This is a genomic window from Nocardia lasii (genome assembly GCF_042658545.1).
Lineage (GTDB): Bacteria > Actinomycetota > Actinomycetes > Mycobacteriales > Mycobacteriaceae > Nocardia > Nocardia lasii.
In genome coordinates this window covers 1-24448 of sequence record NZ_JBHSQN010000001.1, presented here as the reverse complement: position 1 = coordinate 24448, position 24448 = coordinate 1, and the positions used below count along the sequence as shown (strand labels likewise).

At 67.6% G+C, this 24448-nt stretch carries 23 protein-coding genes; all 23 read left to right on the top strand.

Features of this window, described 5'->3' with window-relative positions:
- The first annotated feature begins 82 nt into the window (after window positions 1-82).
- The 23 genes from argS to murA all read left to right on the top strand — a co-directional run bounded on the left by argS (window position 83) and on the right by murA (window position 24344).
- Window positions 83-1744 (top strand): arginine--tRNA ligase, encoded by a 1662-nt coding sequence (gene argS / locus ACFP3H_RS00115; RefSeq protein WP_378597867.1) that lies wholly within the window; start codon window positions 83-85, stop codon window positions 1742-1744.
- Between the two features lie 34 nt (window positions 1745-1778).
- The gene (lysA, locus tag ACFP3H_RS00110) at window positions 1779-3203 is read left to right on the top strand and encodes a diaminopimelate decarboxylase (RefSeq protein WP_378597865.1); all 1425 of its coding nucleotides are present in this window, start codon (window positions 1779-1781) and stop codon (window positions 3201-3203) included.
- Window positions 3200-4540, top strand: a complete 1341-nt coding sequence (locus ACFP3H_RS00105) for a homoserine dehydrogenase (protein WP_378597863.1) — start codon at window positions 3200-3202, stop codon at window positions 4538-4540. The genes lysA and ACFP3H_RS00105 overlap by 4 nt, the downstream gene beginning before the upstream one ends.
- 1 nt (window position 4541) lies before the next feature.
- Window positions 4542-5636, top strand: a complete 1095-nt coding sequence (gene thrC, locus ACFP3H_RS00100; protein WP_378597861.1) for a threonine synthase — start codon at window positions 4542-4544, stop codon at window positions 5634-5636.
- 25 nt (window positions 5637-5661) lie between these two features.
- On the top strand, window positions 5662-6588 hold the full coding sequence (gene thrB / locus ACFP3H_RS00095; RefSeq protein ID WP_378599546.1) for a homoserine kinase: 927 nt from the start codon (window positions 5662-5664) through the stop codon (window positions 6586-6588).
- 267 nt (window positions 6589-6855) lie between these two features.
- Window positions 6856-8940 carry a transcription termination factor Rho gene (gene rho, locus ACFP3H_RS00090; protein WP_378597859.1) on the top strand — a complete coding sequence of 695 codons (2085 nt, stop codon included), beginning with the start codon at window positions 6856-6858 and terminating at the stop codon, window positions 8938-8940.
- Between the two features lie 401 nt (window positions 8941-9341).
- Entirely contained in the window at window positions 9342-9578 is a 237-nt protein-coding gene (gene rpmE, locus ACFP3H_RS00085) for a 50S ribosomal protein L31 (RefSeq protein ID WP_301905193.1), read from the top strand.
- A gap of 143 nt (window positions 9579-9721) precedes the next feature.
- Window positions 9722-10801, top strand: coding sequence for a peptide chain release factor 1 (gene prfA, locus ACFP3H_RS00080; protein ID WP_378597856.1), 1080 nt, complete (start codon window positions 9722-9724; stop codon window positions 10799-10801).
- Window positions 10802-10952: 151 nt separating this feature from the next.
- Window positions 10953-11834, top strand: a complete 882-nt coding sequence (gene prmC / locus ACFP3H_RS00075; RefSeq protein ID WP_378597854.1) for a peptide chain release factor N(5)-glutamine methyltransferase — start codon at window positions 10953-10955, stop codon at window positions 11832-11834.
- A 193-nt stretch (window positions 11835-12027) separates the two neighbouring features.
- Window positions 12028-12693 carry an L-threonylcarbamoyladenylate synthase gene (locus ACFP3H_RS00070; RefSeq protein ID WP_378597852.1) on the top strand — a complete coding sequence of 222 codons (666 nt, stop codon included), beginning with the start codon at window positions 12028-12030 and terminating at the stop codon, window positions 12691-12693.
- Window positions 12694-12706: 13 nt separating this feature from the next.
- Window positions 12707-13837: an MraY family glycosyltransferase gene (locus ACFP3H_RS00065; RefSeq protein ID WP_378597850.1), complete on the top strand. Its 1131-nt coding sequence runs from the start codon at window positions 12707-12709 to the stop codon at window positions 13835-13837.
- Window positions 13838-13865: 28 nt separating this feature from the next.
- Window positions 13866-14324: a hypothetical protein gene (locus tag ACFP3H_RS00060; protein ID WP_378597848.1), complete on the top strand. Its 459-nt coding sequence runs from the start codon at window positions 13866-13868 to the stop codon at window positions 14322-14324.
- A gap of 287 nt (window positions 14325-14611) precedes the next feature.
- Window positions 14612-15466, top strand: a complete 855-nt coding sequence (atpB, locus tag ACFP3H_RS00055; protein ID WP_378597846.1) for a F0F1 ATP synthase subunit A — start codon at window positions 14612-14614, stop codon at window positions 15464-15466.
- A gap of 76 nt (window positions 15467-15542) precedes the next feature.
- On the top strand, window positions 15543-15791 hold the full coding sequence (locus tag ACFP3H_RS00050) for an ATP synthase F0 subunit C (protein ID WP_357146760.1): 249 nt from the start codon (window positions 15543-15545) through the stop codon (window positions 15789-15791).
- 5 nt (window positions 15792-15796) lie between these two features.
- A complete protein-coding gene (locus ACFP3H_RS00045; RefSeq protein WP_378597843.1) occupies window positions 15797-16354 on the top strand; it encodes a F0F1 ATP synthase subunit B in 558 nt (185 codons plus the stop codon).
- A gap of 19 nt (window positions 16355-16373) precedes the next feature.
- Window positions 16374-17186 carry a F0F1 ATP synthase subunit delta gene (locus tag ACFP3H_RS00040; protein ID WP_378597841.1) on the top strand — a complete coding sequence of 271 codons (813 nt, stop codon included), beginning with the start codon at window positions 16374-16376 and terminating at the stop codon, window positions 17184-17186.
- A gap of 64 nt (window positions 17187-17250) precedes the next feature.
- Window positions 17251-18891, top strand: a complete 1641-nt coding sequence (gene atpA / locus ACFP3H_RS00035; RefSeq protein WP_378597839.1) for a F0F1 ATP synthase subunit alpha — start codon at window positions 17251-17253, stop codon at window positions 18889-18891.
- 60 nt (window positions 18892-18951) lie between these two features.
- Window positions 18952-19923, top strand: a complete 972-nt coding sequence (locus tag ACFP3H_RS00030; protein ID WP_378597837.1) for a F0F1 ATP synthase subunit gamma — start codon at window positions 18952-18954, stop codon at window positions 19921-19923.
- Between the two features lie 25 nt (window positions 19924-19948).
- Window positions 19949-21397 (top strand): F0F1 ATP synthase subunit beta, encoded by a 1449-nt coding sequence (gene atpD / locus ACFP3H_RS00025; RefSeq protein WP_378597835.1) that lies wholly within the window; start codon window positions 19949-19951, stop codon window positions 21395-21397.
- A 6-nt stretch (window positions 21398-21403) separates the two neighbouring features.
- Window positions 21404-21781, top strand: coding sequence for a F0F1 ATP synthase subunit epsilon (locus tag ACFP3H_RS00020; protein WP_378597833.1), 378 nt, complete (start codon window positions 21404-21406; stop codon window positions 21779-21781).
- A 188-nt stretch (window positions 21782-21969) separates the two neighbouring features.
- Window positions 21970-22398: a DUF2550 domain-containing protein gene (locus tag ACFP3H_RS00015; protein WP_378597831.1), complete on the top strand. Its 429-nt coding sequence runs from the start codon at window positions 21970-21972 to the stop codon at window positions 22396-22398.
- Window positions 22395-22973 carry a cob(I)yrinic acid a,c-diamide adenosyltransferase gene (locus tag ACFP3H_RS00010; protein WP_378597829.1) on the top strand — a complete coding sequence of 193 codons (579 nt, stop codon included), beginning with the start codon at window positions 22395-22397 and terminating at the stop codon, window positions 22971-22973. The genes ACFP3H_RS00015 and ACFP3H_RS00010 overlap by 4 nt, the downstream gene beginning before the upstream one ends.
- Before the next feature lie 90 nt (window positions 22974-23063).
- On the top strand, window positions 23064-24344 hold the full coding sequence (gene murA / locus ACFP3H_RS00005) for a UDP-N-acetylglucosamine 1-carboxyvinyltransferase (protein WP_378597827.1): 1281 nt from the start codon (window positions 23064-23066) through the stop codon (window positions 24342-24344).
- Window positions 24345-24448 lie beyond the last annotated feature (104 nt).

Genomic DNA, 24448 nt, shown 5'->3' with positions numbered 1-24448 from the left:
TGTGCTCTTTCGACGTATGGATCGGTCAGTTCGTGGCGGGCGGTCGTGGTTGCGAGGGGCCCAGCCAATAGGATAGAGACTCGTGACTCCAGCTGACCTTGCAGATCTCCTTCGTACCACCGCGGCGAAGGTGCTTGTCGAACGCGGACTGGACTCGTCGGTCCTGCCCGAGCAGGTCACAGTGGAGCGTCCGCGCAACCCCGAACACGGCGACTATGCCACGAATGTGGCCATGCAGGTGGCCAAGCGGGTCGGAACCAACCCGCGTGAGCTGGCCGGGTGGCTGGCCGAGGCGCTGTCGGCGGCCGAGGGCATCGAGGTGGCCGAGATCGCCGGTCCGGGCTTCCTGAACATCCGCCTCGCCGCCTCGGCGCAGGGCGCGATCGTCTCGCAGGTGCTGGCCGCGGGGACCGACTTCGGCACCGGCTCGGCGCTGGCGGGCACGAAGATCAACCTGGAATTCGTCTCCGCGAACCCGACCGGTCCGGTGCATCTGGGTGGCACCCGCTGGGCTGCCGTCGGCGACGCGCTGGGCCGCATTCTGGCCGCGCAGGGCGCCGAGGTGACCCGCGAGTACTACTTCAACGACCACGGCGCGCAGATCGACCGCTTCGCCAAGTCGCTGGTGGCCTCGGCGCTGGGTGAGCCGACCCCGGAGGACGGCTACGCCGGCGAGTACATCGCCGAGATCAGCGCGAGCATCGTCGCCGCGCACCCCGACGTGCTCACCCTGCCCGCCGACGAGCGCCACGAGGTGTTCCGCAGCGAGGGCGTGCAGCAGATGTTCGCCCAGATCCGCGCGGACCTGCACGAGTTCGGCACCGACTTCGACGTGTACTTCAACGAGAGCGAACTGTTCGCCTCCGGTGCGGTCGAACGCGCCGTCGAAGAGCTCAAGAACTCGGGCAACCTCTACGAGAAGGACGGCGCCTGGTGGATCGCCTCCACCGAGTACGGCGACGACAAGGACCGGGTGGTCCTCAAGAGCGACGGCAACGCCGCCTACATCGCCGGTGACATCGCCTACTTCCAGAACAAGCGCGGCCGCGGTTTCGACCTGGCCATCTACATGCTCGGCGCCGACCACCACGGCTACATCGGCCGGTTGAAGGCCGCCGCGGCCGCGTTCGGCGACAACCCCGACACCGTCGAGGTGCTGATCGGGCAGATGGTGAACCTGGTGCGCGACGGCGTGGCCGTGAAGATGAGCAAGCGCGCGGGCACCGTGGTGACCCTCAACGACCTGGTCGAGCAGATCGGCGTCGACGCCGCGCGCTACTCGCTGGTGCGCTCCTCGGTGAACTCGAGCATCGACATCGACCTCGACCTGTGGACCAAGGCCAGCAGCGAGAACCCGGTCTACTACGTCCAGTACGCGCACGCGCGGACCAACAACATCATCGGCAACGCCGCCAAGTTCGCCGAATTCGCTTCGGTCACACCGGATTTCGCGCTGATGAACTCCGCGCGCGAAGGCGACCTGATCCGCACGCTCGGTGATTTCCCGCGCGTGGTCGCCACCGCCGCCGACACCCGCGAACCGCACCGCATCGCCCGCTACCTCGAGGAACTGGCCGGGGTCTACCACCCGTTCCAGTCCGACGACGACATGCGCGTGCTGCCCAAGGGCGACGAACCCGTCACCGAGCTCAACGCGGCCCGCCTCGAACTGGTCAAGGCCACTCGACAGGTCCTGGCCAACGGTCTGGCCCTGCTCGGCGTGAGCGCACCGGAGCGCATGTGAACACCGGCAAGCTTTTCAGGAAGGACGCCCAACAGTGAGTGGTGCACACCCGGCCGGTCCCCGGCACGCAGAGATCCCGCACGCGCCCAGTCTGGCCGAGCGCCCGACCGACGCGCGGGAGATGATCGACCTGCCCGCCAACGTCTGGCCGCGCAACGCCTCGCGCGACGCCGACGGCGTGGTGCGGTTGGCGGGCGTGCCCGTCACCGAGCTCGCCGCGACCTACGGGACGCCGCTGTTCGTGATCGACGAGGACGACTTCCGTTCGCGCTGCCGCGACATGGTCGAAGCCTTCGGGCCCAACGCCCGGGTGCACTACGCGTCCAAGGCGTTCCTGTGCGGTGAGATCGCGCGCTGGATCCGCGACGAGGGGCTCTCCCTCGACGTGTGCTCCGGCGGCGAACTGGCCGTGGCGCTGCACGCGGGCTTCCCGGCCGAGCGAATCGCGTTGCACGGCAACAACAAATCGGTTCCCGAGCTCGAAGCGGCCGTCGCCGCCGGGGTCGGGCACGTGGTGGTCGACTCGCTCTTCGAGATCGATCGGCTCGAGGCCGTGGCCGGTGCGGCCGGCGTGGTGCAGGACGTGCTGGTGCGGGTCACCGTCGGCGTCGAGGCCCACACCCACGAGTACATCTCCACCGCCCACGAGGACCAGAAGTTCGGGTTCTCGATCGCCGGTGGCGACGCCATGGAGGCACTGGCCCGGGTGTTCGAGGCCGACAACCTGCGCCTGGTCGGTCTGCACAGCCACATCGGCTCGCAGATCTTCGAGATCGACGGCTTCGAGATCGCCGCGCGGCGCATGCTCGGGCTGCTGCGCGAGGCTATCGACAAGTTCGGCATCGAGCGCACCGCCCAGATCTCCACCCTGGATCTCGGTGGCGGCCTCGGCATTTCGTACCTGCCCAGTGACAACCCGCCCCCGCTCGACGAGTTCGCGGCCAACCTGCGACGCCTGGTCGCCGCCGAGGCCGACCGCGCCGGGCTGCCCGAGCCGACCATCGCCGTCGAACCCGGACGCGCCATCGCCGGACCGGGCACCGTGACCCTCTACGAGGTCGGCACCATCAAAGATGTCGAACTCGACGGTGGCGCGCGCCGACGCTATGTCAGCGTGGACGGCGGGATGAGCGACAATATCCGTCCCGCGCTGTACCAGGCCGACTACGATTGCCGTCTGGTCTCGCGCTCGTCGGATGCGCATGCCGTCGTCGCGCGCGTGGTCGGAAAGCATTGCGAGAGTGGCGATATCGTCATTCGCGATACCTGGATGCCCGCCGATGTGGGCCCCGGTGACCTGGTCTCCGTCGCGGCGACCGGGGCGTACTGCTATTCGATGTCGAGCCGCTACAACCTGCTCACCCGACCCGCCGTGGTCGCGGTGCGTGACGGTGCGTCGCGGCTGATACTGCGCCGGGAAACGGTGGCGGACCTGCTCAGCCTGGAGGTGGAAGAATGAACGGCACCAAAGACGCGGGACGTCCCCTCGGTGTAGCCGTGCTCGGCATGGGCACCGTCGGTACCGAGGTCGTGCGCGTGCTGCGCGATCACGCCGAGGACCTGCGCTCGCGCGTCGGCGCGCCGCTGGTGTTGCGCGGCGTGGCCGTGCGCGACCTGAGCAAGGACCGCGGCCTGCCCGCCGAGCTGCTCACCACCGACGCCGAGGCGCTCGTCGCCCGCGACGACGTGGACCTGGTCGTCGAGGTCATGGGCGGCATCGACCCCGCCCGCGAGCTGATCGGCAACGCCCTGAACGCGGGCAAGTCCGTCGTCACCGCCAACAAGGCGCTGCTGGCCGACTACACCGGCGAACTCGCCGCCGCCGCCGAGTCCAGCCGCGCCGACCTGTACTTCGAGGCCGCCGTCGCCGGCGCGATCCCGGTGGTGCGTCCGCTGATCCAGTCGCTCTCGGGTGACCGGGTGAACAAGGTCGTCGGCATCGTCAACGGCACCACCAACTTCATCCTCTCCGCGATGGACGAGACCGGCGCCGCCTACGACGACGTGCTCGCCGAAGCCACCGCGCTCGGCTACGCCGAAGCCGACCCGACCGCCGACGTCGAGGGCTACGACGCCGCCGCCAAGGCCGCGATCCTGGCCTCGCTGGCCTTCCACACCCGCGTGACCGCGGCCGATGTGTACCGCGAGGGCATCTCCAAGATCACCGCCGAGGATCTCGAGACCGCCTCGGCCGTGGGCTGCACGGTCAAGCTGCTCGCCATCTGCGAGCGCGTCTCCTCGGGTCCGGGCGAGCCGACCTCGGCCCAGGGCGGCAAGGATCGCGTCTCGGTGCGCGTCTACCCGGCGCTCATCCCGCGCAAGCACCCGCTGGCCTCGGTCAACGGCGCGTTCAACGCCGTGGTCGTGGAAGCCGACAACGCCGGTCGCCTGATGTTCTACGGGCAGGGCGCCGGCGGTGCCCCCACCGCCTCGGCCGTGCTCGGCGACCTGGTGATGGCCGCGCGCAACAAGTTCTACGGTGGTCGGGCCCCCGGCGAATCGGTCTATGCTGAGCTGCCGATCGCGCCGATCGGGGACACCCCCACCCGCTACCACGTGAACCTGCAGGTGGAGGACCGCCCCGGGGTGCTCGCCGCGGTGGCCGACACCTTCGCCCAGCACGGCGTGAGCATCTCCACCGTGCGCCAGCAGGGCCACGGCGACGGCGCCCGGCTCGTGGTCGTCACCCACCATGCGGTGGAGTCGTCGCTGGCAGATACTGTCGCGGTGTTGGCGGAGATGGAATCGGTCACCGCTGTGACCAGCGTTCTCAGACTGGAAGGCACAGAAGACTGATATGAGTTCGACCGGAATCGCCCCGCAGTTGGGAGTGCACTCGCGCTGGCCCGGCCTGATCGCCGCCTACCGGGACCGCCTGGTCGGTGCGGCCGACTGGGAGCCGGTGACCCTGTTCGAGGGTGGAACTCCGCTGGTCCCCGCGCCGCACCTGTCCGCGCTGACCGGGTGCGAGGTGTACCTCAAGGTCGAGGGCGCCAACCCCACCGGTTCGTTCAAGGACCGTGGCATGACCATGGCGATGACCGACGCCAAGTACCGAGGCCAGAAGGCCGTGCTGTGCGCGTCGACCGGCAACACCTCGGCCTCGGCCGCGGCGTACGCCACCCGCGCGGGCATGGAGTGCGCGGTGCTGATCCCGCAGGGCAAGATCGCCATGGGCAAGCTGGCCCAGGCCGTGATGCTCGGCGCCAAGATCATCCAGGTCGAGGGCAACTTCGACGACTGTCTCGAGCTCGCGCGCAAGGTGACCGCGGAATTCCCGCAGGTCGGCCTGGTGAACTCGGTGAACCCGGCGCGCATCGAGGGGCAGAAGACCGCCTCCTTCGAGATCTGCGACGTGCTCGGCAAGGCCCCCGATGTGCACGTGCTGCCGGTCGGCAACGCGGGCAACATCACCGCCTACTGGCGTGGATACCGCGAGTACTACGCCGACGGCATCACCAAGGTGCTGCCGCGCATGCTCGGTGTGCAGGCCGCCGGTGCCGCGCCGCTGGTCAACGGCGCTCCGGTCAAGGACCCCGAGACCATCGCGACCGCGATCAGGATCGGCGCCCCGGCGTCGTGGAACGGTGCGATGGAGGCCAAGGAGCAGTCCGGTGGCGCCTTCCGCGCGGCCACCGACGAGGAGATCCTGGCCGCCTACCGCCTCGTCGCCGCCAAGGAGGGCGTCTTCGTCGAGCCCGCCTCGGCCGCGAGCGTGGCCGGGCTGCTGGCCGCGCGGGCCGAAGGCTGGCTGGACTCGGGCCTGACCGTGGTGTGCACCGTGACCGGCAACGGCCTCAAGGACCCCGACAACGCGCTGGCGGGCATGCCCGCGGTCAAGCCGATCGCCGTGGATCCGGTCGCCATCGCCCGCGAACTCGAGCTGGCCTGAGTTGACCGCACCCGAACCGACGCTGATGACAGCGACCCTGCCCGCCGGTCTCGAAGTGACCGTGCGCGTCCCCGCCTCCACCGCCAATCTCGGACCCGGATTCGACTGTCTGGGAATGGCATTGGGTATCTACGACGAGATCGTGGTGCGCACCACCGAATCCGGGCTCGAGATCCGGGTCGAGGGTGAGGGCGCCGACGACGTGCCGTGGGGGCCAACGCATCTGGTGGTCCGCGCGATCGAGCGCGGCCTGGAATCGCTCGGCGTGTGGGCCGACGGTCTCGACGTGGTGTGCCGCAACGTGATTCCGCACTCGCGCGGCCTGGGCTCGAGCGCCTCGGCCGTGGTCGGCGGACTCGCGGCGGGCGCGGGCCTGGCCGCCAAGTTCGATCCGTCGCTGCGGTTGGACGGCGATCAGCTGGTGCAGCTCGCCTCGGAATTCGAAGGACATCCCGACAACGCCGCGGCCAGTGTGCTCGGCGCGATCGTGGTGTCGTGGACCGAGACCGACGCCGCGCAGAACCGCGGCTACCGGGCGGTCCGGCTGAACCCGTCGCCCGCGCTGCGCCCGGTGGTGTTGATTCCGCAGGAACGCTCCTCCACCGCGCACACCCGCGGCCTGCTGCCCGAACAGGTGCCCCACGGCGACGCGGCGTTCAACGTCAGCCGGGCGGCACTGGCCGTGGTCGCGCTGACCGAACGCCCCGATCTGCTGATGTCGGCCACCGCCGACCGCCTGCACCAGACCCAGCGCGCGCCCGCGCTACCGCTCACCACCAAGTGGATCGAGTTGTTGCGCGCGGCGGGCATCGCGGCGACGGTCTCGGGCGCAGGCCCGACCATTCTGGCGTTGACCACCGAAGAATTCCCGGATGACCTGCGCAAACAGGCCGAATCCGATGGATTGCGCGTGGTCGAACCCGGGATCGCCGATGGGGTGTCGATCGACTGACGGCGTGCCTGCCTTGCCGTTGTTCACACCAGGCAGCTATTCTGTGCAAGTCCGTACATCGTGCGCATCAGACGCCGGTGCTTCATCAGGGCAATCGCTCCCCTCACCACTGTCTTCTGGTGGCGAAGCCTCCGGTCCTTCCGCGGCGGGTAGTACGGCACAGGCGTCGATCATGGACGCGTAATCCGAGCTCGGCATATGGTGCCGGGTCTGCGGAACGGAACCCTCGAATCAGCACACGGCATTCGAGGGAAGGAAAGGACTTCCGTGACAGAAACGGACCTGCTCGCGACACCCGGGGTGGATTCCAACCCTACGAACTCGGGCAGCCGCGAAAGTGAATCCGGACAGAATTCGAAAATGAGCGAACACACCGACGTCGCACGATCGGGGCTGACTGGAATGCTGTTGCCGCAGTTGCGCGCATTGGCGGGGGAGCTCGGTATCCGAGGCACCTCCGGAATGCGTAAGGGCGATCTCATCGCCGCTATCAAGGAAAACCAAGCAGGTGCGCCCGCCAAGAGCGACAAGCGCGCCGAGGCCGCTGCCGTGACGGCCCCCGCGCAGACCGACGCGCCGAAGTCCGCGAAGGCCGACAAGGCCGCGCCCGCCGAGAAGCCGGTCGTCGCCGAGGTCAAGACCGAGGCTGTGGCCCCGGTGGCCGAGCCCGCCAAGGCCGAGACCAAGGCTGAGCCGGCCAAGACCGAGCAGGTCAAGACCGAGCAGGTCAAGACCGAAGCCCCCGCCGAAGCAGGCGAGGAGTCCGGTCGTGACGGTGGTCAGCGTGGTCGTGGACGGCAGCGTCGTGGTCGTGACCAGGCGCGTTCCGGTGGTGGCGACAACGCCGCGACCGAGAACCGCAACGCCGGTGGCGACCACCGCGCCGAGGAGACCAAGCAGGCCGACAAGGCCGAGGGCGGCGACCAGGGCGAGCGTCGACGCGAGCGCAACGACCGTAACGGTAACGAGCGCAACGGCAACGACCGTGGCGACCGCAATCAGAACGAGCGCAACCAGAATCAGGGCGCCAACGGTTCCGGCGGCGGAAATCGCGGACCCCGCGACGACCGCGGCGGTGACGACGAGGAAGGCGGCCGCGGTCGCCGGGGTCGTCGATTCCGCGAGCGTCGCCGTGGTCGCGATCGCGACGGCGCCCCCACCGGTGGCGGCCAGAACGAGGCCCGCGACTTCGACATTCGCGAGGACGACGTCCTGCAGCCGGTCGCCGGCATTCTCGACGTGCTCGACAACTACGCGTTCGTGCGGACCTCCGGCTACCTGGCAGGCCCCAACGACGTGTACGTGTCGATGAACCTGGTCCGCAAGAACGGCCTGCGCCGCGGTGACGCGATCACCGGCGCGGTGCGTGCCCCGCGCGACGGCGAGCAGAACAACCAGCGCCAGAAGTTCGACCCGCTGGTTCGCCTGGACACCGTCAACGGTGGCGAGCCCGACGCGGCGCGTCGTCGGCCCGACTTCCAGAAGCTGACCCCGCTCTACCCGAACGAGCGTCTGCGCCTGGAAACGGTGCAGAACAAGCTCACCACGCGCGTGATCGACCTGATCATGCCGATCGGTAAGGGCCAGCGTGCGCTGATCGTGTCACCGCCCAAGGCGGGTAAGACCACGATCATGCAGGACATCGCCAACGCGATCGCGACCAACAACCCCGAGTGCTACCTCATGGTCGTGCTGGTCGACGAACGTCCCGAAGAGGTCACCGACATGCAGCGTTCGGTGAAGGGCGAGGTCATCGCCTCCACCTTCGACCGGCCGCCGGGCGACCACACCTCCGTCGCCGAGCTCGCCATCGAGCGCGCCAAGCGACTGGTGGAAATGGGCAAAGACGTTGTGGTGCTGCTCGACTCGATCACCCGATTGGGCCGCGCGTACAACAACTCCTCGCCCGCCTCGGGCCGCATCCTCTCCGGTGGTGTCGACTCGACCGCGCTGTACCCGCCCAAGCGGTTCCTCGGCGCGGCCCGCAACATCGAGAACGGTGGCTCGCTCACCATCATCGCCACGGCGATGGTCGAGACCGGCTCCACCGGCGACACGGTGATCTTCGAGGAGTTCAAGGGCACCGGCAACGCCGAGCTCAAGCTCGACCGCAAGATCGCCGAGCGACGCGTGTTCCCCGCGGTGGACGTGAACCCGTCCGGCACCCGCAAGGACGAGCTGCTGCTCTCGCCCGACGAGGCCGCGGTTCTGCACAAGCTGCGTCGCGTCCTCACCGGTCTCGACTCGCACCAGGCCATCGACCTGCTGATGGACCGCCTGCGCAAGTCGAAGAACAACCTCGAGTTCCTGATGACGGTCTCCAAGACCGCGCCGGGCGCACTCGACGAGTGATCGACGGCAACATCTAGAACACCAGCAAGGGCCTCGCTTCGGCGGGGCCCTTCGCTTGTCCCCAGCACCAGCAGCCACGACAAACCCAGTTCAAATACCTGGGTCCAGCCCCCCTGGGTGTTCTCGGCGCGCCTCTGCCTCTGGACTGAGTGGAGGGTGCGACGAAGGAGTACCCGGAGCGAGGGAAGAGGCAGAGTTAAGCGCCGAGAACCGCGGCGCCAGCCGCCGTCTCACCGGGAACAAAGCTCAGGTGGGGGGTGTTCTGTAGGCGTGCAGGCTGCTCTGGCATACTGGACCACTGTGTGTCTTGCGAGTTCGCAGACATCCCGCCTAGTCGGTTCCGGTTCACGTACTCCACTCCATGGGGCTACGACCCGGCGACCATTATCGAGAGGACGCCCATGAAGGCAGGAATCCACCCCACGTATGTCGACACCACCGTTGTGTGTGGTTGCGGCAACACCTTCCAGACTCGCTCCACCAAGGAGTCCGGCCAGATCTCCGTCGAGGTCTGCTCGCAGTGCCACCCGTTCTACACGGGCAAGCAGAAGATCCTCGACACCGGCGGCCGCGTGGCTCGCTTCGAGGCTCGCTACGGCAAGCGCGCGGGTGCCAAGAAGGCCGAAGACGCCTCCTAGTTACCTTCATCGACGCCCGGACTGCATCCGCAGACCGGGCGTCGTGCTAGTTGGCGGCGCGGGCGCCGCGGGTTCTCGGCCGAGAACGGGCCTGCGGCCCTGCAAGACATCCGGTGTGAACCTTCCCAGTAGGAGTCCAGCTCATGGCCGATTCGACGGCCCCTTCCGCTATCGATGATGTCCTCGCCGAGTACTCGGGCCTCGAGGCGCAGCTCGCCGATCCGGCGCTGCACAACGACGCGGGTGCGGCGCGGCGGGTGGGCAAGCGGTTCGCCGAGTTGGCGCCGGTGATGAGCACCTACCGCAAGCTCGAGGCCGTGCGTGACGATCTCGAGGCCGCGCGCGAGCTCGCCGCCGACGACGCCTCGTTCGCCGCCGAGGTGCCAGGGCTCGAGACGCAGCTGGTGGAGTTGGAGCAGGCGCTGGCCGATCTGCTCGCCCCGCGCGACCCGCACGACGGCGACGATGTGGTGCTCGAGGTGAAGTCCGGCGAAGGCGGCGAGGAATCGGCGCTGTTCGCGGCGGATCTGGCGCGCATGTACATCCGGTATGCCGAACGGCACGGGTGGAAGGTGGAGACGCTCGACGTCACCTATTCCGACCTGGGCGGATACAAGGACGCGACGCTGTCGATCAAGAGCCGCGACGCCGCGCGCGACGGCGTGTGGTCGCGATTCAAGTTCGAGGGCGGGGTGCACCGGGTGCAGCGCGTGCCGGTGACCGAGTCGCAGGGCCGCATCCACACCTCGGCGGCGGGCGTGCTGATCTATCCCGAGCCCGACGAGGTCGAGCAGGTCCAGATCGAGGAGACCGACCTGCGCATCGACGTCTACCGGTCCTCCGGCAAGGGCGGCCAGGGCGTCAACACCACCGACTCCGCCGTCCGCATCACCCACCTGCCCTCTGGCATCGTGGTGACCTGCCAGAACGAGCGTTCGCAGCTGCAGAACAAGGCGCGCGCGATGCAGGTGCTGGCGGCGCGACTGCAGGCGCTGGCCGAGGAGCAGGCCGATCAGGAGGCCGCCGCCGGGCGCGCGAGCCAGATCCGCACCGTCGACCGGTCCGAACGGATCCGCACCTACAACTTCCCCGAGAACCGCATCGCCGACCACCGCATCGGCTTCAAGTCCCACAACCTCGACGCCGTGCTCGACGGTGACCTCGACCCGCTGCTCGACGCGCTCGGTAAGGCCGACCGCGAAGCCCGCATGGCGGCCGAGTAACCACCGATGAGCGGCGGCAGGCAGTGTCGACGGGCGGTCGCCGTGCGCGTCACGGCGACCGCTTGCCGTGGATTCGCTGACGAGCGTGCCGCATGAGCGGCCGGGCCGCCATGGCTGGGCCGAGGCCGCGAACCACCCCGAGGAGGGTTCGGTGACCGAACGTATTCGGTTGCGCCCGTTGATCGTCGAAGCCGCCGGGCGGTTGGCCGAGGCCGGGGTCGGTTCGCCGATGCCCGACGCGGAGAACCTGGCCGCCCACGTGCTCGGTACCGAGCGGATGCGGTTGGCGCTCGTTCCGATGGTCGAACCGGAGCTCGCCGCGCGGTACCGGGCGTTGGTCGACCAGCGGGCGGCGCGAATTCCGTTGCAGCACTTGACCGGAACGGCGGCGATGGGCGAGATCGACCTCGCCGTCGGGCCGGGGGTCTTCGTCCCGCGCCCGGAGACCGAGCTGCTGTTCGCGTGGGCGCTGGGCTACCTCGAGACGCTTGCGCACGACCACACCCCGATCGTGGTCGACCTGTGCACGGGGTCGGGCGCCCTGGCGCTGGCCATCGCGCACGCGCGACCCGACGCCGACGTGCACGCCGTCGAACTCGATCCGGCCGCGCTCGCGTGGGCCCGCCGCAATGCCGACACCCGCATCGCCGACGGTGACACCCCCATCACCCTCTACGCCGACGATGTCACCGACCCGACCCTGCTCACCTCGCTGAGCGGCCGCGTCGACCTCGTCGTCAGCAACCCGCCCTACATCCCCGACGCCGCCGTCCTCGACCCCGAGGTCGCCGACCACGACCCGCACCGCGCGCTGTTCGGCGGACCCGACGGCCTCGACGTCATCCGCGCGATGACACCCACCATCGCGCGCCTGCTCCGCCCCACCGGCGCCACCGCGATCGAACACGACGACACCAACGGCGGGGGAGTGGCGGCGCTACTCGCCGCGTCCGGTTTCGACGATGTCGTCGAACACATCGACCTCGCCGACAAACCCCGGTTCGTCGTCGCCCGCCGCTCCGACAATCCCTGATCCGGCACCCGGCGCCGCAAAGGCTTGGCAAACTCTGACCGGCAGGAACAACCGGCCCGCCCACTACCTCGGCCTGGCCGCCAACGCAACTCCCTCCGCGCGGGAACCTGGCCGAATGTCGCGGCGAGACGGGCAAGCTAGACTCTTGCCGCACCCAAGACCGGCAAGAATCACGGAGAGGCGGAACAGGCCTGTGAGTACCGTCTACGACTGTGCGGAGGCCGATTCGCGGGCAGCGGGAATCACCGCCGCCACCAGCGCGCTGAAGTCAGGACGGTTGGTCGTCATGCCGACCGACACGCTCTACGGACTCGCCGCGGACGCGTTCGATTCCTCGGCGGTGGCCGATCTGCTGGCCGCCAAGCGCCGCGGTCGCGACATGCCGGTGCCGGTGCTGGTCGGCTCGTGGCACACGATCGACGGCCTGGTGTTCTCGGTGCGCCCGCAGGCACGCGAACTGATCCGCGCGTTCTGGCCCGGCGCGCTGAGCCTGGTCGTCCAGGCCGCGCCCTCGCTGGCGTGGGATCTCGGCGACACCAGGGGCACGGTGATGCTGCGGATGCCGCTGCACCCGGTGGCACTGGAACTGTTGCGCGAGGTCGGCCCGCTCGCGGTGTCGAGCGCGAACGTCTCGGGTCAGCCGCCCGCCACCACCGCGCAGGACGCGCGCGAACAGCTCGGCGCGCTGGCGAGTGTGTATCTCGACGGCGGACCGGCCGAACACGCCGTCGCCTCCACGATCGTCGATCTCACCGCGGACCAACCGCGCGTGCTGCGGGAAGGTGCGGTGTCGGTGGCCGAAATCGGCGAGGTCCTCGGCATGGCGCCCGACGCGCTGCTCAGTTCCGCGCAGCGGTGATCGCACGCCGCTGATGAGCTCAGTCGTTCCCCTGCGCGAGCTACTGCTCGTGCTGCTGGTCTCCGCCACGGTGACCTTCCTGGCCACCGGTGGCGTCCGGGTCATGGCCATCGCCTTCGGCGCGGTGGCGGTGCCGCGCGAGCGCGATGTGCACGTCAAGCCGGTGCCGCGGATGGGCGGGCTCGGCATGTACATCGGCGTGGTCGCCGCGGTGCTGTTCGCGCACCAATTGCCCGCGCTGCGACGAGGTTTCGACTACGCGCCCGATATCCCCGCGGTCCTGGTGGCCGCCACGATCATCGTCGCGGTCGGCGTCGTCGACGACCGGTGGGGCCTGGACGCGCTCACCAAATTCGTCGGCCAGATCACCGCGGCGGGCGTGATGGCCGTGATGGGCCTGAGCTGGTACGTCATCTACAACCCGTTCAACGACACCACCGTCGTGCTCGACGCGCTGCAGGGCGGGCTGGTCACCGTCGCGATCACCGTCACCCTGGTGAACGCGATGAACTTCGTCGACGGTCTCGACGGGTTGGCGGCCGGTCTCGGATTGATCTGCGCGGGCGCGGTTTTCGTGTTCTCCATCGGTTTGCTCTACGACCAGGGCGGCTCGGTGGACACCTACCCGCCCGCCCTGCTGGCCGCCGCGCTGGCAGGCGCCTGCCTCGGATTCCTGCCGCACAATTTCTCGCCCGCCCGAATATTCATGGGCGATACCGGATCGATGATGATCGGTTTGATCTTGGCGGCGGTTTCCACCGGTGCCTCGGGCCGAATTCCGCTCCAGGGCTACGGCCCGCGCGACATTGTCGGTTTGTTGTCTCCGCTGTTGCTGGTGGGCGCGGTGATGTTCATTCCGGTGCTGGATCTGTTGCTCGCGATCGTGCGCCGAGTTCGCGCAGGCGTGAGTTTTTCCACACCCGACAAAATGCATCTGCACCACCGATTGCTCCAGATCGGACATTCCCACCGTCGCGTGGTCCTGCTGATCTATTTATGGGTCGGCGTGCTCGCCTTCGGCGCGGTCGGCACCTCGTTGATGGATCGGCGGATCGTCGTCCTGCTGGTCGCGGGCGGATTGGTGTTCGCGCTGGTAGTGACCGCGATCCCCTCGGTGCGCAGGACGGACTCGACGCAGCACTGAGTTCGGGGCGCAAGGTAAAGTTCGGGCCGTGAGCTTTACACCCGAAACCGTGCCAAGCCCCGACGCACCCCTGCGCGCCGCGCTGCGCTACGGCCTGATCGGCCTCGGCGTGCTCGTCGTGGTGGCCGTCGCGATCGCCACCGCGGTCGCCGGTACCCCCGGCCTGTGGGGCGCGCTGCTCGGTGCCGCGATCGGTGGCGGGTTCATTCTCACCACCGTCGTCGCGGTGCTGTTCGGCGCCAAGCTGCCGCCCACGATGGCCGGTGCGGTCATGCTGGTCAGCTGGGTCGGCAAGATGCTGGTGGCCCTGCTGGTCATCCTCGTGCTCAACCAGTTCGACTTCTACAGCAGGCCGACGCTGTTCTTCACCGTGGTAGGAGCCCTGCTGATCGTCCTCGGCGCCGAAACGTACGGCGTTGTGAGCCAGAAGGTTCCGTACGTCACGACACGCGCGGGAGACGGCGAATCGGCTTCCGAGCAGGAATAATCCCACCCAGCTACACAACGTCGTAGATAGCTTGGTAAAGTGTTGGTAAGCAAGCACCCAAGCTGGAGGCGCTGCCCGGGACGACTCGGGGCGTTGCCTCGGGTTGTCAGGGGGGATCACCATGATCCTGCCCGGTGCGGCTATGCTTACTGCCGATCCGGGTGGAATGTGCCCGGTTGAAGCATGTCGACGATGTCGCCGACGCCCGAACAGAAGCGACTGCGGGTTACACCGTAGAAGCAACTGTCGAATTTCGAGCCGACCAGAGTCGACCCCATTGATCGTCAATGTCCGATCGAACCGCGGGAATGACCGTCGTACCCGCGGCCCGAACACGGGAGAGAACGCTGAGCGTCATCACTTTGGCGGCGGGCGAGTTTCACGCGCCATCGCTGTCCGACTTCTACCCTCCAGCAGTGCTGTTCGCGGGGACGCCGTTCGAACTCGATCGCCTGATGCTGGTCCGCCTATTGATGACCGCCGTTTTGGTGGCCGTCTTCGTGCTGGCATTCCGCTCGCCGAAGATCGTGCCGCGCGGTCTGCAGAACGTGATGGAAGCCGGTGTGGTTTTCGTCAAGGAGCAGATCGCCGACGAGGTACTCGGTAAGGAAACCGGCAAGAAGTTCCTCCCGCTGATCGCGACGATCTTCTTCACGGTTCTGTTCCTGAACTTCTCCGGTGTGATTCCCGGGTTGAACATCTCGTCGAATGCGCGCATCGGCATGCCGCTGGTGCTGGCCGCGATCGTGTATATCGCCTACAACTACGTCGGCATCAGGAAGTACGGGTTCTTCTCCTACATCCGCCACAGCATCGTCGTCCCCGACGTGCCGGTCGCGCTGCACGTGCTGCTGATCCCCATCGAGTTCATCTCGACCTTCATCCTGCGCCCCTTCACGCTGACCGTGCGTCTCATGGCCAACATGCTGGCCGGCCACATCATGCTGGTGCTGTTCTTCAGCGCGACGTGGTTCTTCCTGTTCGACGCCACCGCGTGGATGAAGGTGTTCTCGCCGTTCTCGTTGCTGGCCGGTATCGGCTTCACGCTGTTCGAACTGCTGGTCATCTTCCTGCAGGCGTACGTTTTCGCGCTGCTGGCTGCCGTCTACATCGGCCAGTCCGAGCACGCTGCCGACCACTGACCTGACTGAACCAACTACCGGAAACCTGCTACACACGCCGACCGGCGGGTGAGCAATAGAAAGGGAAAGAAGACTCATGAGCCTCGCTTACCTGGCCCAGGAAGCCGCGAACACCGAGAGCACCTTCAAGGGCTTCGGCGCACTCGGCTACGGTCTCGCCGCGATCGGCCCCGGCATCGGCGTGGGTATCGTCGTCGGTAAGGCCATCGAGGGCATCGCGCGTCAGCCCGAGCTGTCCGGCCAGATCCGCACCACCATGTTCCTCGGTATCGCGTTCACCGAGGCCCTGGCGCTGATCGGCCTCGTCGCCGGCTTCATCTTCTGATTCCGATGCGCGAAATCATCACGCTCGCAGCTGAGGGCGGAGAGGATGTGAATCCTCTCCTCCCCGCAACGTACGACATCGTCTGGTCGATCGTCTGCGTCATCGTCGTCGGTCTGCTCTTCTGGAAGTACGTGATCCCGCGTGTCACCCAGACCCTCGAAGATCGCACGGACAAGATCGAAGGCGGTATCGCCAGGGCCGAAGCAGCCCAGGCCGAGGCCCAGCACACGCTGCAGCAGTACCAGCAGCAGCTGGCCGACGCCCGGCTCGAGGCCGCACGTATCCGCGAGGATGCGCGCACCCAGGGTCAGCAGATCCTCGCGCAGATGCGCACGGATGCCCAGGCCGAAAGCGACCGTATCGTCGCCGCCGGTCACTCCCAGCTGGAAGCCCAGCGCCAGCAGATCCTGACGGAGCTGCGTGCCGAGGTCGGCCGTACGGCCGTCGACCTGGCCGAGAAGATCATCGGTCAGTCGGTTTCGGACGAAGCCAAGCAGGCGGCGTCGATCGACAAGTTCCTCAGCGAACTCGACGACACCAACTCCATCGGGGTCGGAAGGTAGCGACGCGAAAGTGAGAAGCATGTACGCAGCGAGCCGTGAGGCCAGTACCCGGTCTCGCGAGGCGCTTCGGGTCGCCCTGACCGGAAGCGAAACTGTTGCGGCCACAACGGGGTCGGAACTGTTCGCCGTTGTCGCCGTGCTGGACGACCAGCGTTCGCTGCGTGTGGCGCTCGCGGACTCCTCGGTGCCGGGTTCGGCGCGCGCTGAACTCAGTGAGCGGATCTTCGGCGGCAAGGTCAGCGCTGCCACGCAGGCAGTGCTGACCACCGCGGTCGCCCAGAACTGGTCCCGCACCCGCGATCTGGTCGACACCCTGGTGCTGCTCGGGCAGGAGGCTCTGCTGGAGTCCGCTGCCGTCGGCGGCCGACAGGACGCGGTGGAGGACGAGCTGTTCCGGCTCGGTCGCATCGTGGCCGACAACCCGCAGCTCGAGCAGGCGCTGTCCGATCAGGGAAAGCCCGCCTCGGCGCGGCGCGAACTGATCGAGCGGCTGCTCACCGGCAAGGCCGAGCCGGTCACCCTGGCGCTGGCCGAGCAGGCGGTCACCCGACTGCGGACCAACAACATCGGCGTCGCCTTCGACGCCCTGTCCGATCTGGCGGCGGCCCGTCGTGACCAGATCGTCGCCCACGTGCGTTCGGCGATCGCGCTGAGCGATTCGCAGAAGGAGAAGCTGTCGGCTTCCCTGCAGCGGATCTACGGCAAAGCGGTCACCGCGCACGTGCAGGTCGACCCGACGCTGCTGAGCGGCGTCGTCGTCCGCGTCGGAGACGACGTGATCGACGGCAGCGCCACCGGCCGACTGGAGAAGCTGCGCCGGGCGCTGTCCTGAGCGACACCACCCGCAGCGTTCTTCAACCCCCGACATTCGAGACCACAGCGAGAGCAGGAACAACATGGCGGAGCTGACGATCTCCTCCGACGAGATCCGTAGCGCGATCGAGAGCTACACCCAGAGCTACACCCCGGAAACCTCCATCGAAGAAGTCGGCCTCGTGACCGACACCGGCGACGGCATCGCGCACATCAGCGGTCTGCCTTCGGCGATGGCCAACGAGCTGCTCGAGTTCCCCGGCGGGGTTCTCGGCGTCGCGCTGAACCTCGAGGACACCGAGATCGGTGCCGTCATCCTCGGCGAGTACGCCTCGCTGGAAGAGGGCCAGCAGGTCCGTCGCACCGGCGACGTGCTCTCCGTCCCCGTGGGTGACAAGTTCCTCGGTCGCGTCGTCAACCCGCTCGGCCAGCCGATCGACGGCCTGGGCGAGATCGAGTCCGACGAGCGCCGCGTGCTGGAGCTGCAGGCCGCGTCCGTGCTGGAGCGTCAGCCGGTCGAGGAGCCGCTGGCCACCGGTATCACCGCGATCGACGCGCTGACCGCCATCGGCCGCGGCCAGCGTCAGCTGATCATCGGCGACCGCAAGACGGGCAAGACCGCCGTCGCGATCGACGCGATCCTGAACCAGAAGGCGAACTGGGAGACCGGCGACCCGGACAAGCAGGTTCGCTGCATCTACGTCGCGATCGGCCAGAAGGGCTCCACCATCGCGGGCGTCAAGTCCGCGCTCGAGGAGCACGGCGCGATGGAGTACACCACCATCGTGGCGGCCCCCGCGTCCGACTCGGCCGGCTTCAAGTGGCTGGCTCCCTACACCGGTTCGGCCATCGGCCAGCACTGGATGTACCAGGGCAAGCACGTCCTCATCGTGTTCGACGACCTGACCAAGCAGGCCGAGGCGTACCGCGCCATCTCGCTGCTGCTGCGTCGTCCGCCGGGCCGCGAGGCGTACCCCGGTGACGTCTTCTACCTGCACTCCCGTCTGCTGGAGCGTTGCGCGAAGCTGTCCGACGAAATGGGCGGCGGCTCGATGACCGGTCTGCCGATCATCGAGACCAAGGCCAACGACGTCTCGGCGTTCATCCCGACCAACGTCATCTCCATCACCGACGGCCAGGTCTTCCTCGAGTCCGACCTGTTCAACAAGGGCGTCCGCCCCGCGATCAACGTGGGTACCTCGGTCTCCCGCGTCGGTGGCGCCGCGCAGACCAAGGCCATGAAGAAGGTCGCCGGTTCGCTGCGTCTGGAAATGGCGCAGTACCGCGAGCTGGAGGCGTTCTCCGCCTTCGCCTCCGACCTCGATGCCGCGTCGCTGGCGCAGCTCGAGCGTGGCGCCCGCTGGGTCGAGCTGCTCAAGCAGGACCAGTACTCCCCGGTCTCGGTCGAGGATCAGGTCGTCTCGATCTACCTGGTCGACGGTGGCTACTACGACTCGGTGCCCGTCGCCGACGTGCGTCGCTTCACCGCCGAGCTGCTGGAGTACCTGCACGGTGCCACCCAGAGCTCCTTCGACGCGCTCAACGGTGGCAAGACCCCGCTGGCCGGCGAAGCCGCCGACGCGATCAAGTCCGAGACCGACAAGTTCAAGCAGGGCTTCCTCGCTTCGGACGGTAGCCGGGTCGTGAACGAGGCCGCCGCGGGCGAACTGGACCACGAAGAGGTCGAGTCGCTGTCGGTCACCCGCAAGCACGTCAACAAGTAAGCCGGGTCACAGAGATGTCGGCATTTTCCGATCTGACGAATGAGGGGAGTGTGAACCGTTATGGCAAGTTTGCGTGAATTGCGCTCCCGCATTCGTGGTGTGAATTCGATCAAGAAGATCACCAAGGCTCAGGAACTGATCGCGACCTCGCGAATTTCCAAGGCCCAGGCCAGGGTCGCGGCTGCCAAGCCGTACGCCGAGGAGATCACCAAGGTCCTCGGCGAACTGGCGAGCGCTTCGAAGAACCTGTCGCACCCGCTGCTGACCGAGCGTCCCAACGCTCGTCGGGCCGCCATCCTGGTGATCACCAGTGACAGCGGTATGTGCGGTGGCTACAACTCGAACGTGCTCAAGCGCGCCGGGGAGCTCATGACCTCGCTGCTCGGCGACGGTAAAGAACCTGTGCTGTACGTGATGGGCAACAAGGGCATCACCTACTACAAGTTCCGCAACCGTCCGTTCCAGGCGTCGTGGTCGGGCTTCTCCCAGCAGCCCAAGTACACCGATGCCTCCGCCGCGAGCAGCCACCTGGTCGAGGCCTTCATGGCCGGCTCCGACAGCCAGGTGGAATCGCTCGACGGCACGGGCACCGTCGAGGGCTTCGACGAGCTGCACATCGTGTACACGAAGTTCGTCTCGATGCTGACCCAGACCCCGGAGGTGCGTCGACTGGCGCCGATCCAGGTCAGCTTCGTCGACGAGAACTTCCAACTCGGTGACGACATGATGTCGGACGCGGCGGGTGTTTCCGTCACGGCGCAGTACGAGTTCGAGCCGGACGCCGACGTGCTGCTGGGAGCTCTGCTGCCCAAGTACGTCAACACGCGTATCTACGCAGCGTTGCTCGAGGCAGCGGCATCCGAGTCCGCGGCTCGGCGCACCGCAATGAAGGCGGCGACCGACAACGCCAACGAGCTGGCCAATGTGCTCCAGCGCGAGGCGAACTCGGTGCGTCAGGCCCAGATCACGCAGGAAATCAGCGAAATCGTCGGCGGCGTCAACGCGCTGGCGTCGAGCTCGGACCGCGACTAAGAAGCGCAGGAAGAGAACCAATCTAATGACCGCAGCTGTCACTCAGGACAACGCGAAGAAGGCGGGCGAAACCGCTGGTCGCGTCGTCCGTGTCATCGGCCCCGTCGTGGACGTCGAGTTCCCGCGTGGCGCCATCCCCGAGCTGTTCAACGCTCTGCACTCCGACATCGAGCTCCCGTCGGTAGCCAAGACGCTCACCCTCGAGGTCGCTCAGCACCTCGGCGACAACATCGTGCGCACCATCTCGATGCAGCCGACCGACGGCCTGGTCCGTGGCGCGACTGTCACCGACACCGGCAAGCCGATCTCGGTTCCCGTCGGTGACGTCGTCAAGGGCCACGTGTTCAACGCCCTCGGTGACTGCCTCGACACCCCCGGCCTCGGCCGCGACGGCGAGCAGTGGGGCATCCACCGCCAGCCGCCGAGCTTCGACCAGCTCGAGGGCAAGACCGAGATCCTCGAGACCGGCATCAAGGTCATCGACCTGCTGACCCCGTACGTCAAGGGCGGCAAGATCGGTCTGTTCGGTGGTGCCGGTGTCGGCAAGACCGTGCTGATCCAGGAGATGATCACCCGTATCGCTCGCGAGTTCTCGGGCACCTCGGTGTTCGCGGGCGTCGGTGAGCGTACTCGTGAGGGCACCGACCTCCGTCTGGAAATGGAAGAGATGGGCGTCCTCCCGGACACCGCCCTCGTCTTCGGCCAGATGGACGAGCCGCCGGGCACGCGTATGCGCGTGGCCCTGTCGGCGCTGACCATGGCGGAGTACTTCCGCGATGTCCAGCACCAGGACGTGCTGCTCTTCATCGACAACATCTTCCGTTTCACCCAGGCCGGTTCCGAGGTCTCGACCCTGCTGGGTCGTATGCCTTCGGCCGTGGGTTACCAGCCGACGCTGGCGGACGAGATGGGTCAGCTCCAGGAGCGCATCACCTCGACCAAGGGTCGCTCGATCACCTCGCTGCAGGCGATCTACGTCCCCGCCGACGACTACACCGACCCGGCGCCGGCGACCACCTTCGCCCACCTGGACGCGACGACCGAGCTTTCGCGCCCGATCTCGCAGAAGGGCATCTACCCGGCCGTCGACCCGCTGACCTCGACCTCTCGTATCCTCGAGGCGTCGATCGTCGGCGAGCGCCACTTCCGGGTCGCCAACGAGGTCAAGCGGATCCTGCAGAAGTACAAGGAACTGCAGGACATCATCGCCATCCTCGGCATGGACGAGCTCTCCGAAGAGGACAAGGTCCTCGTCGGTCGCGCCCGTCGCCTGGAGAAGTTCCTCGGTCAGAACTTCATCGTCGCGGAGAAGTTCACCGGCCAGGTCGGCTCGGTCGTGCCGCTGGAGCAGACCATCGACGACTTCGACCGTGTCTGCAAGGGCGAGTTCGATCACTACCCGGAGCAGGCGTTCAACTCCTGCGGTGGTCTCGACGACGTCGAGGCAGCCGCGAAGAAGATCCTCGGGAAGTAGTCCACAATGGCGGAGATGACAGTTGATCTCGTAGCGGTCGAACGCAAGATCTGGTCCGGCCAGGCTTCGTTCGTCAGCGCGCAGACCACCGAAGGTCAGATCGGCATCATGGCGGGCCACGAGCCGCTGCTCGGTCAGCTCGTCGAGGGCGGCACGGTCACCATCGTGCCGACCGAGGGCGAGCGGATCGTCGCGGCGGTGCACGGCGGCTTCTTCTCGGTCACCGCCGACACCGTGCGGGTGCTGGCCGAGTCCGCGGATCTCGCGGGCGAGGTCGACGTCGACGCGGCGCGCAAGGTGCTGTCCGACACGAACGCGTCCGAAGAGCAGCTGCGCGCCGCGCAGGGCCAGGTGCGCGCCGTCGAGGCGACCGTGACCGACTGATCGCAAGTAGTACTACGCCGATGCCGGCGAGGAACTTCGGTTCCTCGTCGGCATCTGTGGTTTAGCGGGCCCGAGAGTGGGAAAGGCGGTCCGGAGACAACCCACTCGCGCGGGCGTGATTGAATGGCGGGGCGGGGGTGTCTTCGACACCGGCTAGAGCGAAAGGGCGTACGGCATTGCAGACCGGGATGGTTCTCCTGATCATTCTGGTGCTGACGCTCGTGTTCGTCGCCGGTGCTTCCACCTATCGCCTGGTGATGCTGCGCCGAGGGGGCACGGCCGCGCTCCTACGCACCCTGCCCGCGCGCGGGGGTCAAGGCTGGCGCCACGGCCTCATCCGCTACGACGAGGATCGCCTCGTCTTCTTCAAACTGACCAGCCTGAAATTCGGCCCGGATTCCACGGTGCATCGGCAGGGACTCGAGATCGTCGAGCGCCGCGCACCGCAGGGCGACGAATTCGACATCATGACCGATGACATCGTGGTGGTAGCCGTCACCGATCCGCACAGCAGTTTCGAGCTAGCGCTCGACCGCGGATCGATGGCGGCTTTTCTGTCCTGGGTGGAGTCGCGACCCTCCGATCGCGCCCGCCGAACTCGTGGGGGCCCGGCGTGAGCGTGCATCTGACCAGGATCTATACCCGGACCGGGGACGACGGCACGACCGGTTTGAGCGATTTCTCGCGGGTGGGCAAGAACGATCCGCGGCTGATCGCCTACGCCGATTGCGATGAGGCCAATGCCGCGCTCGGTGTCGCGGTCGCGCTCGGCGCGCCCGAACCGGCGGTGCTCGCGGTCCTTCGCCAGATCCAGAACGACCTGTTCGACGCGGGCGCCGACCTGTCCACCCCGGTGGTCGAGGATCCGAAGTACCCGCCGCTGCGCATCACCGAGCCCTATATCGACCGGCTCGAGACCTGGTGCGACGAGTTCAACGACGGTCTGGCCCCGCTGAATTCGTTCATCCTGCCCGGCGGCACGCCGTTGGCCGCGCTGTTGCACACCGCGCGCACGGTGGTGCGCCGCGCCGAACGGTCCGCCTGGGCCGCGGTGGACGCCCACCCCGACGACACCAGCGCGCTGCCGGCGAAATACCTCAATCGCCTGTCGGACCTGCTGTTCATCCTCAGCCGGGCGACCAATCCCGACGGCGATGTGCTCTGGCAGCCCGGTGGGGGACTGCCGCGCTGACCCGACGCGCCGACGCGGAGAATCGGTCGGTTTCTTGTTGTTTCGTGACAGGGGGGCGTGTCGTGGGCCGACGGTCGATAAGCTGGCGACGTGAGCGAACGGTTTCTGGTCTCCGGCGGTAATCAGCTCGTCGGCGAGGTCGCGGTCGGCGGCGCGAAGAACAGCGTGCTGAAGCTGATGGCCGCGGCGTTGCTGGCCGAAGGCACCACCACCATCACCAACTGCCCGGACATCCTCGATGTCCCGCTGATGGCCGATGTCCTGCGCGGCCTCGGCTGCGATGTGACGATCTCCGACGACGTCGGCGGCGACAACTCGGTGGTGACCATCGATACCCCCGCCGAACCCAAGTACCACGCCGACTTCCCCGCGGTGACCCAGTTCCGGGCCTCGGTCTGTGTGCTCGGTCCGCTGATGGCGCGCTGTAAGCGCGCGGTCGTGGCGCTACCCGGCGGCGACGCGATCGGTTCGCGTCCGCTGGATATGCACCAGGCGGGCCTTCGCCTGCTCGGCGCGACCAGCGCGATCGAGCACGGGTGCGTCGTCGCGTCGGCCGAACAGCTGCAGGGTGCGCGGATCCGCCTCGACTTCCCGTCGGTGGGCGCGACCGAGAACATCCTGATGGCCGCGGTGCTGGCCGAGGGGGAGACGGTCATCGACAACGCCGCGCGCGAGCCCGACATCGTCGATCTGTGCACGATGCTCGTCCAGATGGGCGCGCGCATCGACGGCGCGGGTTCCTCGGTGCTGACCGTGCAGGGCGTCAAGAGCCTGGTGCCCACCACTCACCGGGTGATCGGCGACCGCATCGTCGCCGCGACCTGGGGTATCGCCGCGGCGATGACCACCGGCGATGTGCGCGTCACCGGCGTGAACCCCAAGCACCTGGCGCTGGTCCTGGACAAGCTGCGCTCGGCCGGTGCGCGAATCTCCTACGAGCCCAACGGTTTCCGTGTCGTGCAGGCGGAGCGTCCGCGCGCGGTGAACTTCGCGACGCTGCCCTTCCCCGGGTTCCCGACCGACCTGCAACCGATGGCCATCGGCCTGGCCGCGATCGCCGACGGCACCTCGATGATCACCGAGAACGTCTTCGAGGCGCGGTTCCGTTTCGTGGAGGAGATGATCCGCCTGGGCTCCGACGCCCGTACCGACGGTCATCACGCGGTGGTGCGCGGTATCCCTCGGCTGTCGAGCGCGCCGGTGTGGTCCTCCGACATCCGCGCCGGCGCCGGTCTGGTGCTGGCCGGCCTGGTCGCCGACGGGGTCACCGAAGTGCACGACGTCTACCACATCGACCGCGGGTACCCCCGGTTCGTGGAGCAGATGCAGGCCCTCGGCGGACAGGTCGAGCGGGTAGGTACGCCGAATTAGGCCCCTGACCAGGCGATTTGACTTCCTGTTTGTCGCCACGTAACTTTATTCAAGTCAGAGCGACACGGACACCGACTCAGCCGCCCAGCGGTTCGAGACACGAG

Bases quoted from the DNA above. Each gene is read 5' to 3' on its own strand.
- ACFP3H_RS00105 (WP_378597863.1), top strand. From the start codon at position 3,200: ATGAACGGCACCAAAGACGCGGGACGTCCCCTCGGTGTAGCCGTGCTC.
- thrC (WP_378597861.1), top strand. From the start codon at position 4,542: ATGAGTTCGACCGGAATCGCCCCGCAGTTGGGAGTGCACTCGCGCTGG.
- thrB (WP_378599546.1), top strand. From the start codon at position 5,662: ATGACAGCGACCCTGCCCGCCGGTCTCGAAGTGACCGTGCGCGTCCCC.
- rpmE (WP_301905193.1), top strand. From the start codon at position 9,342: ATGAAGGCAGGAATCCACCCCACGTATGTCGACACCACCGTTGTGTGT.
- prfA (WP_378597856.1), top strand. From the start codon at position 9,722: ATGGCCGATTCGACGGCCCCTTCCGCTATCGATGATGTCCTCGCCGAG.
- ACFP3H_RS00065 (WP_378597850.1), top strand. From the start codon at position 12,707: ATGAGCTCAGTCGTTCCCCTGCGCGAGCTACTGCTCGTGCTGCTGGTC.
- atpB (WP_378597846.1), top strand. From the start codon at position 14,612: ATGTCCGATCGAACCGCGGGAATGACCGTCGTACCCGCGGCCCGAACA.
- ACFP3H_RS00050 (WP_357146760.1), top strand. From the start codon at position 15,543: ATGAGCCTCGCTTACCTGGCCCAGGAAGCCGCGAACACCGAGAGCACC.
- ACFP3H_RS00045 (WP_378597843.1), top strand. From the start codon at position 15,797: ATGCGCGAAATCATCACGCTCGCAGCTGAGGGCGGAGAGGATGTGAAT.
- ACFP3H_RS00040 (WP_378597841.1), top strand. From the start codon at position 16,374: ATGTACGCAGCGAGCCGTGAGGCCAGTACCCGGTCTCGCGAGGCGCTT.
- atpA (WP_378597839.1), top strand. From the start codon at position 17,251: ATGGCGGAGCTGACGATCTCCTCCGACGAGATCCGTAGCGCGATCGAG.
- ACFP3H_RS00030 (WP_378597837.1), top strand. From the start codon at position 18,952: ATGGCAAGTTTGCGTGAATTGCGCTCCCGCATTCGTGGTGTGAATTCG.
- atpD (WP_378597835.1), top strand. From the start codon at position 19,949: ATGACCGCAGCTGTCACTCAGGACAACGCGAAGAAGGCGGGCGAAACC.
- ACFP3H_RS00020 (WP_378597833.1), top strand. From the start codon at position 21,404: ATGGCGGAGATGACAGTTGATCTCGTAGCGGTCGAACGCAAGATCTGG.
- ACFP3H_RS00015 (WP_378597831.1), top strand. From the start codon at position 21,970: ATGGTTCTCCTGATCATTCTGGTGCTGACGCTCGTGTTCGTCGCCGGT.